An 11,484-nucleotide genomic window follows, 5' to 3' on the forward strand; every position below is an offset into this window, starting at 1 on the left:
CAGATCCAGGGCTGGAAAGCAGCCCTCAACGCCCTCGCACTCGCCCACCCCGACCGGCTTACCAGACACATCAACTAAAACATTCCGGAACTCGCATACACAAAGTACTTGACAAGCTCGCGGGCGCGGCCGTGAACAGCGCCCCTCCCGCCCAGGCGCCGGCTCCGAGGACGATGCACAGGAGCGTCTTGCCGGCGACGGAGGCCATGCCGAACCCGATGTGCATGACCGCGTACATCAGCGCGGGCACGCCGATCGCCAGCAACGGGTGACCGCCCGCTGTCAGGATCGACACGCGAGCCGCGACACGGAAGAACAGCTCCTCGCCGAGCACGGTGACGCCGGAGATCGCCCAGAACCGTCCGGGATGCTGAGCGGTCTCGGCGACACCGGCCATCGACTCCGCCCGTGCGGGGAGATCGGCGGCGAGCAGCTGCGGCGGCAACGCGCCGAGAGCGGCGCTCCGCCGGCGTGGGCGGCGCACCAGCACGCGCTCGGCGTGAAAGGCGAAGAGACCAAGCGTCACGGTCGCCGCGCCGATTGGCAGCACCCACGCGACGCCGACGACCCCGCCGAACAGCTGCGGCATCCACTCGCCGGGGCGACGCCCGCTCAGCAGCACAACGGCCGCCGCCGCGGCCGCCGCGCCCAGCACCAGGGGGGTGGCCGTGGGGGTGTGGCGCCGCCAGCCGGGTCGCAGGTTGCAGACGATGACAGCAGTCGCCACGGCCGCGAAGACAACGAATCCGGCCGGCAGCACCTCGTGCATCTCAGGCTCCGTGCCCCAGCCGGGTGGGCTGACCCATGGCCACCAGCGACGCGATGAACGTGTCGGTGCCGGCGTAGCCGAGGGTGCGCGCCAGCACCTCGTCGAAGTACCCGGCGACAGCGCAGGCACCCAGGCCATGCGCGGTCGCGGCCAGCGAGAGGTTCTGCAGGAGCGCGCCCTGATCGAGGTGTGAGATGCGGTACCCGCGGGTCTTGTACTTCCTGGCGACCTTCGCCTGGTCGTTGGCGAGCACGAACACCACGGGCGCGTAGAACAGCCACTCCGACTCGAACGTCGCGGTGACCAGGGACAGCCGCAGGTCGCCGCGCAGCCGGGGGACGAGCCGGGGTCCTACCTTGTCGTAGACGTAGTAGCCCGGTTCCACCCCCGCGACGTTGAAGACGAGAAGGCCGAGTTCGTTCGAGTCGAGTCCGCCGGGCCGGCGATCGCGTCGGCGACCCGGCCCTCACCGACGATGCTGACCTCGGTGTCGACGCGGCCCAGGTCATGTCCGAGACCTGCCAGGACGTACCCGCTGCGCACGGACTGTTCGGTGACGAGCGCGCGCCCGTCCAACAGGTGCGAGGCGAACTCGGATGCGTCCTCGGAAGGGATGCCCAGCTCCGCGGCGACGGCGGACACCGTGCGAGGCTCGGCGAAGGCGAGGGCGAAGTCGGCGAGCACCCCGCGCCCGTTGGTGTCTTCGATGCGGTGCGTCGCCGACGAGCGGGAACCGTGGCGGAGGAACACCTCGTTGTCGGAACAGCGGATCACGGCTACCGCGGGGTTGAGGTGGAGGGTGGGCTCGGTGTCGGTGTCGGTGACGGCCTCGGTCGGCACCGGTGTGGTGAGGGTCATGTCTGTTCTCCTGTTCGTGGCGGGGTTATCGCGCGCTGAACTCGCGGCGCGTCAAGGCGGTGATGGTGAAGGCCAGTGCGGCCGGGCTGGTGACGAGGATCGCACCGGCCCACAGCGGGAACTGCGCAGCCATCAGTACTGCGCCCACGGCCGTGTAGGTGCAGTAGGCGATCGTCGACACGGCACCGAACCAGTGGCGGCCCAGGATGAAGACGACACTCGATGCGAGGAAGGTCAGCGACACCCACAGGCCCGGGCCGATCTCGGTGGGCGGGACAACGCCCGCGACGCCGTTGGGATGGGTCACCCCGATCACGACGAGCGGGGTCTTCAGAAGCAGGGCGACCGCGGCTGCGGTCGACCAGCCGCGGCCAGCGGCGCGGAGGCGGGTTGCGGGGGGAGGCGAGGCGGTGACGGTCATGATGATCTCCGTTTCGATCCGGTGATGGTTCAGGGGTAGGGGAGGGGGTCCGTCGGCATGTCGGCGGGGGTCCACGCGGCCGGTTCGAGCCCGAGTTCGGCGCGCAGCGTGCGGTAGCGAGGGTGCCCCAGCATCGCGAGGTTCGGTGGGAACGCTGGGGCCAGCTCGGGCACGAAGACCTTCCGTAGGCGCACCTTGTCGAATCCGTCGGGGGTGAGGTCGAACGCGACGGGGGTGAGTCCGTGACGCCGGTACAGGTCGAGGATCGCTTCGTGTTCGCCTGTCGGCGGGTCGTTCGGCAGCGCCGACAATGCCATCGTCGGCTGATCGGGCGCGCGGAAGTACCAGTCGAGCTTGCGCTGGTTCTCGGGGTAGCCGTAGAACGGCACGACCTGGATGAAGTTTGCGAAGTCGGCCGGTTCGGCATCCCGGGCGATGCCGAACATCCGCGCGAACCCTCCGGCGAGCTCCCAGTCCTCGGCCAGGAGCGGGGTGCGCACCATACGCTCGGCCTGCACGATCTCACTCAGCGCGCTGCGCACGGCGGCATCGATCGTCAGGCCCACGCCGCCGCCGGACATGTAGCCGTTGGCGTCGGAACGCGGGTCCCAGCTGATGGCGGTCACGACGTAGGCGTCGTGCATGTCGAGCCGATGAAGGTAGAAGTCGAAGTCGACGCCGACCCGTGCCGCATCGGCCAGCCACGCATTGATGTGGGGATCGGCGAACGGCCGGTCGATCACGATGCGCGTGAGCGGGATGCGGCAGAACCAGGACAGGTTGACCGCGTCGCGCTCGATGACCTCAAGCAGACCGTGGCTGAGCGCGCGCCGGTCGTCGATGTGCGTGGCAAGGCCGCCCGAGGACGACACCCCGATGCGCGGTTCGCCGGGTTCGGCGATGTAGAACAGGTGCACCAGCTGCGCCGGCACCCAGTGGTCCTCGCCGGTGAGCAGGTTCGTGCCGCGGTGCCAGGTGAGCACGGTGTCGGGCTCCCACCGCACGCAGCGGAACCCCTCCGAGTCGAGTTGCTCGTCGGTGAACAGGGCGTACTGCGCCGGGTCCACGATGGTCAGGCCACGCGCCGTCATCTGTGCGGCGCTGGCGACGAGCCGGTCGTCGGGTCCGCGCAGTTCCATCGAGGAGAACGACCCCAGCATCCGCTCGATGGCCTCGCCGAGCGACGAGGCGACCGAATCGAACAGGGTGAGGCCCTTGCCCCCGCCGTAGATGTCGCGGTCCAGGCCTGCGTTCAGCGCGCCAAGGCCGAGCATGCGTCGGAACGTGTGGTCCAGCGAGATACGGGGTGGTCGAGCCCTGGAAGCCGCCGGTGCCCCCGCCGGAGCGGAAGGTGGTGAGCACGCTTCGCACGGCACCGAACGGGCTGTATATACAGCGAGCATCTCCTCCAGCGCGGCGTGGGCGTGGGCATCCGCGACGAACGGCGCCCAGGGTGTCTGGCGGTTGTAGACGGTGTGAGAGATCATGGGTCGTTCCTTTTCGATGGCGGGGCGGTTGTCCGGTGCGGATGCAGGGTCAGGCGCGCTTCCAGAAGCGCAGTCCGATCCACGTGCACACGATCGTGAGGGGGACGGCGATGAGCAGTGACAGCCACTGGGGCGTCGTGACCTCGGAGCCGACGTAAACCCCGACCATCACGTCGAACCACTGCTTGAGCGGGTTGCCGTCGAGAATGCGCTGCAAGAACTCGGGGAGGCCGTCGAGCGGAGCGGCGGCACCGGAGCCGAAGAACATCACGAAGAACACGACCGCGGACAGTGCCTGGGTGGTGCGCGACCCGACCGGGAGCGTCCCCATCAGAAACCCCAGCGCGCTCAGCCACACCAGGAGACCGGCGCACAGCGCGAGGAAGGCCGGGGAGAGCATCTCGGGGCGGAGGCCGTGCTGCGCTCCCACGACGGTGACGATGATGGCGCACGCGGCGAGCACCAGCACGAGCATGGACGACAGGCACGCGATGGCGAACATCCAGCCGGGCAGGGGCAGCACCCGGTAGCGTCGGATGACCGCGCGGGTGCGGAGCTCGGCGAGGTAGATCGGCAGACCCATCAGCAGCAGGTTCGCTGCAACGGTGCCGATCAGGGTCGGGAACATCGCGTCGATGAAGCGGATGCCGCCGGGCAGTTCCTCGTTGGCGTACGGGATGCCGATGAACACGTAGATCACGAGCGGGAACGCGAGTGAGAAGAAGACCGCGACCGGCTCTCGGATCAGCAGGACGAACTCCTGGCGGAACCAGGTGACGTACATCTTCGCGAGGTTGCCGGCGGCCTGGCGTGCGCTGCGTTCGGTCGCGCAGTCGGGCGTGAGTGGAGTGGGGGCGGCGGCGCTCATGCGCTGAGCTCCTGTCGGCTGTCGAGGGTGGATGCGTAGAGGAAGACGTCTTCGAGACGGACCGGGCCGACCACAACATCACGGAAGTCGAGGTCGCCGGCGATGCGGCCCTGCTCCAGCTGATCGCGAAGCGCGAGCAACGCGGAGCGTTCGCTGACCACGCTGACCGCATCCGCACGGTGGAGCGGGGCGAACCCGGCGGCGGTGAGCGAGGCCACCTCCCGGGGGCCGGCGCCGGTGAGCAGCAGCCGCGAGTCCCCGCCCGCGGAAACGAGGACGCGTTCGACCGGTCCGTCAAGGAGGATCCGCCCCTTGTCGAGCACCACGAGGCGGTCGGCGAAGCTCTCCGCCTCGCCCAGGTCGTGCGTGGAGGCCAGTACTGCGACGCCGCGGGAGCGGATGTTGCGGAGAAACTCCCAGAGGTCGGCCCGGGCATTGGGGTCCAGCCCACTGGTGGGTTCGTCGAGGATGAGCAGGCGCGGGCGGCCGATACAGGCCAGCGCGATGTCGACGCGTCGTTGCCAGCCGCCGGAGAGACGATCGATCATCTGGTCGAGCCGGTCGGTGAGCCCCAGCGAGTGCAGGATCGAGTCCACGTCGCCCGGGTCGGCGTACAGCGAGGAGACCGAACGGATCGCGTCCTTGACGCGAAGCCGTTGCGGCAGGCCGGCGTTCTGCAATTGCACGCCGATCTCGTATCGGTGCGCGCCGCCGGGAATCACACGCTGGTCGCAGATGGTCGCCACTCCGGTATCGGGGACGCGTAGCCCGGACAGGATCTCCATGGCAGTCGTCTTTCCGGAACCGTTCGCTCCGACGACCACGACGATCGTGCCCGGCTCGACGGAGAGGGTGATGTCGTCGAGTGCGGGGCGGGACAGACCCGGGTAGTGCTGTGTGATGCCGGTGAGTGCGGCGAGGGACACGGTATTTCCTTTCGAGGTGCGGGGTGCGGGGCGAACTCCGGTCCGCCCCGAACCCGGATGGGACGCCGAGTGCGCGTAGAAGATCGATGCCCAGCACCAGCGGCAGCAGGAGCCGTGCCAACCGCCCGGAGCAACAGCGTTCTCACTGGTGAAGTGCTTCAGCACGTCCGAGGGTCGACAGCATTGGGTTCACCTCCCTTCGGTGCCGTAACGGGCGGAGCGGGGGCCCCATCCGCGGTCGGCGTCTCACCGACTGCGTCCACGCTCTCAACGGTGCGGGCGCCGCGGATCGCCCAGACGCGTACGTTCGGCTGCGACGAAAGGATGAGCGACAAGACGAGGGGTGCTGTGTGTCGCCGGGTCCAGCCCCCGAACCGGGTTCAGTCCAGGGGAATCGTCGCGCGCACCGTCCAGCCGTGTTGGTCCGGACCGGCGTGGAACGTGCCGCCCACGCCCTCCACGCGTTCGCGCATGCCAATCAACCCGTACCCCGATGACGGCAGCCGCATACGCTGCGAGCCGCGTTCCGGGCTGTTGCTGATCGTGAGTGTCGCTGCACCGCCTGCGGTGGCCAGGGCGATACGGACACCGGCGGTGGTGGGGGAGTGCTTGACGATGTTGGTGACCGCCTCACGGGCGACGCGGGTGAGGGAAAGGTCGATGCTTCGGGGGATCGGCTCGGTCTCGTCGATCTCGAGGTGGACCGGGATGGATGCCGCCGTCAGCTCGTTCTCGATGGCGCCGAGCGTGGTTGCGAGCGTATCGCGGCTGGCATCAACAGTCATGCGTTCCGGGCCGTAGAGCACATCGAGCAGATGTCGCAGGTCGATGAGGGCGCGCTTGGCGGACTCGCCGATCACACGTTCGGAGTCGGCCCGGCTCGCCTCGTCCGGGCCCAGGCGCAGGGCGTGGGCGTGCATCGAGATGATCGTCAGGTCGTGTGCGACGACATCGTGCAGTTCCGCGGCGATGCGCGCCCTTTCGCGCGCGGCGGCCTCGCGCCTCAGGTGCTCCTGATCGGCGATCTGTGCGTTCAGGGACTGCTCCCGGTTGCGGGCGGCACGAAAACCGAGGCCGATGAGAGTGGTTGCCAAGAAGACAAGGAGTACCGAGAACATCCCGGCGTCGAACTCCCGGTTCTCGAGCGGTATCGTCGCGAACTGCCAGATCACGTACGCCGCGGTATAGGCCACGATCAACCGCAGCGAGCACGCCAGCGAGACGAAGGCGGCGACGAGGATGAAGGCCAACGTGGCGTTCGTGCTCAGCCCGGCGATGAGCCCGAGCGTACCGGCGGGGATCATGGCGACGGCCACCGCTGGCGGGAACCACGGCGCCAGTGCCGCCACCATCCACACGAGCGCGTAGGCGACGAAGCGCCAACCCGTCATTTCGCCCACGTCGGCGAGGACGAAATTGCCGACGACGAAGAGGAGGATGAGTGCGGTGGCGATGTAGCGCGCCGGTGTGGCGAGGGGCTGGAAAGCGAAGAACGGCATCCCGCTGCCGACGAGGCGTCGCCATGAGGGCTTCGCGTTGGTACGGCTCGCCCGGCTCATCTCCTCATTATTGGGGCAGATCGATCAGCAGAAACGGAGGAGACGACACAGAAACGCGCTGATTCCGAACGGAGCAGTGAAGTCGATCATGGGGAACATGACTGGAGAGGTCCTTTCGTGGAGGTGGCGGTGAGCGGGCGGTCGCGTCGAGCGGGCCCACGGGCCACGATGTCGCATCGGCGCGACGGTCGCGCCCCACGATGGTCTTCTTCCCGATCGACCTTTCGTCGGAGCCAGCCTCGCCATAAGATGGCCGACGATGCCGATTCGTGTCCTGATCGCCGACGACGAGGCGCTGATGCGCCGGGCTCTCGTGATGTTCGTCGGTGCCGCCGAAGACCTCGAGGTGGTCGGTGAGGCATCCGATGGGGCCGTCGCGCTGCGGCAGGTCGCCGCGTTGCGCCCCGACGTGGTTCTGATGGACATGCAGATGCCGAACCTCGATGGAGTCGAAGCCACCGAGAAGATCGTCACGGCCTTCCCGGACACGCGCGTGGTCGCCATCACGACGTTCTCATCGGAGCGTTACGTGATTCCGGCGCTGCGAGCGGGGGCATCGGGATATCTGGTGAAGGATGCCGAGCCTGAGCAGATCGTCGAGGCCGTCCGCGAAGTGCACAGCGGCGCCTGCGTGATCTCCCCGCAGGTGACTCGAGGACTGGTCGATTCGGTGCGTGAGGCGCGCGACGCCCAGCCGCAACCGCTGTCGGACGGGGAAGCGCTGTCCGAACGCGAACTCGATGTCGTCGTCGCGCTCGGGCGGGGACGATCGAACGCCGAGATCGCGCAGGATCTGCACCTGTCCGAGGCGACGGTCAAGACACACCTGGGCAAGGTGATGACCAAGTGGGCGGTACGCGACCGCGTGCAGGTGGTCATCAAGGCTGCGCGCACCGGGTTGATCCGCATCGGCGAGCAGTAACACGGCGGGGGTGGTGCCGCTGCCGTGGCGGCCGAACACGCCGCACACCGCCGGAAATCTGCAGTTCTCCGGATGCAGCTGACTGGGCTGGTCCGTAGTTGTGCAGATCTCCGCAATTGTGCAGATCTCCGCAATTGTGTGGATGCGGCGCACGACGACACCGGTGCCTCCGGCCAGCTGTTGGTCGACCACGCCACGACGTCGGCGGTTCCGGGCGTCGGGTTGACGGTGCCGTCGACCTGGCCGAACAGGTTCCGCGTCCCTCCTGGGCGGGGGAGCTCTAGACACGTCCCCGCAACGGGGTCGTACTGCAGGCGAGGGCAGCGATCGTGCCCCGGGGCGAGCATCGCCTCGTCGTCGGCAGGCGCCGTCAGCCTCATCGAATCTTTCGGGGAGATGCTGATGGTAGGGTTCGACGGCGACGTGATCGACATCGGTTCTGGGTTCGGGGCAGCGTCGCGGCGTTCCGCGCGAACCCTGGTGTGAATCCTTCGCTGACGATCACCTCTCTCGCCGAACGGGCGATGTCGTTGCGGTCGAACAAGGGCGACGACGACCCACGCGCGGCGCTCGGCTCCGGCTGCCGGCGGCTCCAGCCGGTCCTGCCGCATCGGCCCTTCGCGCCGGCGGACGCGCCCGGCGAGCTGCGGCTGGATGCCACCGTCGAACAGATGATCCCCGCCTACCCCTACCCCTACGACAACGGGGACCTGCCCGGAGGAGTTCGCCATGACCACGGCATCCGATACGTATCGCTCGCTCGGCGACGTCGCCGAACTCGACGACTTCCAGGTCGTCCCGTGGTACGTCGACGGCGTCAAGAAACGCGTCACCGTGACCCGCGTCGACGGCGCGCTGCACGCGCTCGACGACCTCTGCCCCGAGCACGGCTGTCCGTTGTCGGCGGGTCTGATGATCGATGAGATCACCATCATGTGCCAGTGCGGCGGATGCCGGTTCGACGTCACCACCGGCGCCGTCGTGCGCGGTCCGGCCACGACGCCGCTGCGCACCTACCCCGTGCGCGAGAACGACGGCAAGGTCGATGCCCAGGCGGCCTGACGGGCGGGGGCCGGTGATGGGTCGCGTCAGGCCAGCAGCGTCTCGCCGACGTACCCGCCTTCTTCGCACCCGGGCGGGATCGCGAACACGGCCGACCCGACGGGGGTGGTCCATTCGTTGAGCAGATCGAGTTCGTCGAGTCGGCGTTGCAGCGGCGTGAACTGGCGCGCCACGTCGGCCTGAAACGACACGAACAACAGGCCCGAGTCGGACACGCGGTCGCCTTCGGGGGCATCGTCGTAGTTGTACACCCGGCGGAAGATCCGCTCGGTGGTGTCGTCGCTGCGGGCCCGGCGCAGGTGCGAGAACTCCGGGATCACCGGAAAACCGAGCGCCGTGGTCGCCTCGAAGTCGGGTTCGTCGTGCTCCTCGGTGCCCGTCAGCGGCGCGCCGTTGCTCTGGAACCGGCCGATCGTCTGGTCGCGGCCGCCGCGGTCGAGCCGGTCCCACTTGTCCAGATCCATGCGGATGCGGCGCACGACGACACCGGTGCCTCCGGCCAGCCAGCCGGTGGCCGACCACACCACGTCGTCGAAGTCGGCGGTGCCGGGCGTCGGGTTGACGGTGCCGTCGACCTGGCCGAACAGGTTTCGCATCGTGGCGCCGGGTTTCGCGGTGCCGTACGCGCGACGGAACCCTCGCTGCGTCCATCGCAGCGCGGCGAAACTGCGGGTGTCCTTCAGCAGCATCCGGGTGGCGTGGGCGAGCGTGATGGGGTCGTCGGAGGCCACTTGGATCAGCAGGTCGCCGTCGCCATATGCCGGGTCGAGGCGGTCGATCGAGAACGCGGGGAGGGGAGCGAGCCAGGCGGGGGCGGGGGTGTCGGTGCGCGCGACGAACCCCGGACCGAAGCCGAACGTCACGGTGAGACGGGCCGGGTCGACCGCCAGTTCGGGCTCGGAGTCCGCGAGGGCGTTCGCGCCCTGGGTGAGGCGGGCGGCGTCGTCGGTGAGGATGCGCATCAGCCGCACGAGCCCGGAGCGATCAACGTCGTCGCGCAGGTCGAGGCTCGCGAAGACGGCGTGTGCCTGCGGCTCGGTGTCGATCCCGGCCTGGTGCGGGCCGTAGAACGGGACGACGGCAGCGCCGTGGCGGGCGGCGGATCCGGTGTCGGCATCCTCCCGCGCATCCGAGGGGCGGTCCAGCGCGGAGCTGATCCCGACCGCCGTGGCGGCGCCGACGCCGGCGACAGCCCCTCCGAGGAGGAACTGCCGCCGGGTCGATCCTCGGCGACCGGGTGCGCGGTCGCCGGTCATCAGTGATCCATGTCGTCGTGGTTCATCGACTCGCCGTCGTCGTAGTTCTCGTTCGCGCCGGCGTAGTCCTTCGCGGGCGCCGTGAACTCTAGCGTGGAGTCGTCCGAGAACGTCATCGTGAACGCGATGTCGTCACCGGCGGCGATCGTGGCCGGCAGGCTCATCAGCATGATGTGGTTGCCGCCCGGTTCCAGCGTCAGAGTGCCACCGGCGGGGATCACGAAGCCGCCCTCGATCTGCCGCATCGTCATCTCACCGGAGTCGTCGGCGACGGTCTCGTGCAACTCGACCATGGGTGCGGCATCGGTCGATACCGCGGTCACTGTCACGTCGGCGTCGCCTGCGTTGGACACCTCGCCGAACGCGGCCGTCATGGTGCCCTCCTCGGCCGCCTTCACCCACGAGTCGGTGATGGTGACCTGCTCCGCGGCGGTGGTCACCGCGGCGGTCGTGTCCCCGGCGGTCGTGGTGGAGGTGTCGCTGGCGCAGCCGGTGAGGGCGATGGCCAGGGCGGCTGCGGCGACGACGGCGCCGGAGCGGATAGTGGAGCGGATGCTCATAGAAGTGCCTTTCAGGATTCTCCGGGTGCGTCCTGCGACGCCGTCCCGGTGCCGGCGCCTGGGCGTCGGCGAAAAAAGAGGAACAGCACGAACACGGCGACCGCTGCGACCGCCCCGCCCGCGCCGATGGCGACGGCTCGCAAGACATCGCCCGAAGTCGTGGACTGATCCGTGGCGGCGCCGACCTCGGAGCCCTTGGATTGCCCGGCATCCGCCGGTACAGGTGACGGGTCGGACGCGTTCGAGCGTGACAACGGTTCCGCGTCACCGATGGTGAACGGGATGACGTCGGCGATCGGGTGTCCGTCGCTGGAGACGACTCGCCAGCGCAGTTCGTAGCCGGAGTCCGGCATCCCTTCCCGCAGCGGGACGGTGACGACGGCGCCGTCGATGACGGGGTCTCCCGCCGTCCAGTCGGTGCCGTCGCCGTCGGCGACGACCACCGCCGCGCCCACGGTCATCACATCCGCCGTGAACTGCAAGGTCACTTCGGTCGGTGCTGACGCGAGCGCCTCGCCGGTTTTCGGCGAACTGCTGAGAAGGTCGGCGTGCGCGGATGCCGCGGGTGCCGTGACGAGCACGATCGCCACCACCACCGCCACGATCCCCGCGAGAACACGCGTGCGCAACATGGAGCAACCTCTCTGCGCTGGGTGTGAGCACCGGGGTGTGCATCACCCGTCCGACGCGGTGCGGCGGCCTCCGGCCCCGCACGGGGTCGAGCTCCCCCCGAGGGGGCGGAGCAGGCGGCGAGGTGAGGCGGCCCGCGCGGCGGCACGGCTGCGGGGTGCCGGCT

Annotated in this window: 13 protein-coding genes; 2 read left to right on the forward strand and 11 right to left on the reverse strand. The window is 69.0% G+C overall.

Annotated features, from left to right (window positions below; genetic code table 11):
- Positions 1–70: 70 nt before the first annotated feature.
- The 8 genes from ACK5KK_RS14065 to ACK5KK_RS14100 form a co-directional block, all read right to left on the reverse strand.
- Complete coding sequence (locus ACK5KK_RS14065) at positions 71–769, reverse strand: type II CAAX prenyl endopeptidase Rce1 family protein (RefSeq protein ID WP_416890711.1); 699 nt, start codon at positions 767–769, stop codon at positions 71–73.
- A gap of 1 nt (position 770) precedes the next feature.
- Positions 771–1,154 carry a nitroreductase family protein gene (locus ACK5KK_RS14070; protein ID WP_416890712.1) on the reverse strand — a complete coding sequence of 128 codons (384 nt, stop codon included), beginning with the start codon at positions 1,152–1,154 and terminating at the stop codon, positions 771–773.
- Complete coding sequence (locus ACK5KK_RS14075) at positions 1,121–1,627, reverse strand: hypothetical protein (protein ID WP_416890713.1); 507 nt, start codon at positions 1,625–1,627, stop codon at positions 1,121–1,123. Before ACK5KK_RS14075 ends, ACK5KK_RS14070 begins: the two co-directional genes overlap by 34 nt.
- A 25-nt stretch (positions 1,628–1,652) precedes the next feature.
- On the reverse strand, positions 1,653–2,048 hold the full coding sequence (locus ACK5KK_RS14080; protein WP_416890714.1) for a hypothetical protein: 396 nt from the start codon (positions 2,046–2,048) through the stop codon (positions 1,653–1,655).
- Positions 2,049–2,077: 29 nt separating this feature from the next.
- On the reverse strand, positions 2,078–3,535 hold the full coding sequence (locus ACK5KK_RS14085; protein WP_416890715.1) for a YcaO-like family protein: 1,458 nt from the start codon (positions 3,533–3,535) through the stop codon (positions 2,078–2,080).
- Between the two features lie 49 nt (positions 3,536–3,584).
- The gene (locus ACK5KK_RS14090) at positions 3,585–4,403 is read right to left on the reverse strand and encodes an ABC transporter permease (protein WP_416890716.1); all 819 of its coding nucleotides are present in this window, start codon (positions 4,401–4,403) and stop codon (positions 3,585–3,587) included.
- Positions 4,400–5,329: an ABC transporter ATP-binding protein gene (locus ACK5KK_RS14095; protein WP_416890717.1), complete on the reverse strand. Its 930-nt coding sequence runs from the start codon at positions 5,327–5,329 to the stop codon at positions 4,400–4,402. The genes ACK5KK_RS14090 and ACK5KK_RS14095 overlap by 4 nt, the downstream gene beginning before the upstream one ends.
- 380 nt (positions 5,330–5,709) lie before the next feature.
- Positions 5,710–6,888: a sensor histidine kinase gene (locus tag ACK5KK_RS14100; RefSeq protein ID WP_416890718.1), complete on the reverse strand. Its 1,179-nt coding sequence runs from the start codon at positions 6,886–6,888 to the stop codon at positions 5,710–5,712.
- 259 nt (positions 6,889–7,147) lie between these two features.
- Between ACK5KK_RS14100 and ACK5KK_RS14105 the strand changes: the two genes are divergently transcribed.
- The gene (locus tag ACK5KK_RS14105; protein WP_416890719.1) at positions 7,148–7,810 is read left to right on the forward strand and encodes a response regulator; all 663 of its coding nucleotides are present in this window, start codon (positions 7,148–7,150) and stop codon (positions 7,808–7,810) included.
- Between the two features lie 729 nt (positions 7,811–8,539).
- Positions 8,540–8,872, forward strand: coding sequence for a Rieske (2Fe-2S) protein (locus ACK5KK_RS14110; protein WP_416890720.1), 333 nt, complete (start codon positions 8,540–8,542; stop codon positions 8,870–8,872).
- 26 nt (positions 8,873–8,898) lie between these two features.
- Here ACK5KK_RS14110 and ACK5KK_RS14115 read toward each other — a convergent pair whose 3' ends face one another.
- From ACK5KK_RS14115 to ACK5KK_RS14125, 3 genes are read right to left on the reverse strand one after another with little or no spacing between them, the layout of a single operon-like run.
- Positions 8,899–10,128, reverse strand: coding sequence for a Dyp-type peroxidase (locus ACK5KK_RS14115; protein ID WP_416890721.1), 1,230 nt, complete (start codon positions 10,126–10,128; stop codon positions 8,899–8,901).
- Entirely contained in the window at positions 10,128–10,688 is a 561-nt protein-coding gene (locus ACK5KK_RS14120) for a copper chaperone PCu(A)C (RefSeq protein ID WP_416890722.1), read from the reverse strand. Before ACK5KK_RS14120 ends, ACK5KK_RS14115 begins: the two co-directional genes overlap by 1 nt.
- Positions 10,689–10,699: 11 nt before the next feature.
- Positions 10,700–11,320, reverse strand: a complete 621-nt coding sequence (locus ACK5KK_RS14125) for a copper resistance CopC family protein (RefSeq protein WP_416890723.1) — start codon at positions 11,318–11,320, stop codon at positions 10,700–10,702.
- Positions 11,321–11,484: the final 164 nt, after the last annotated feature.

Source organism: Microbacterium sp. (assembly GCF_047972865.1).
Classification (GTDB): Bacteria; Actinomycetota; Actinomycetes; order Actinomycetales; family Microbacteriaceae; genus Microbacterium.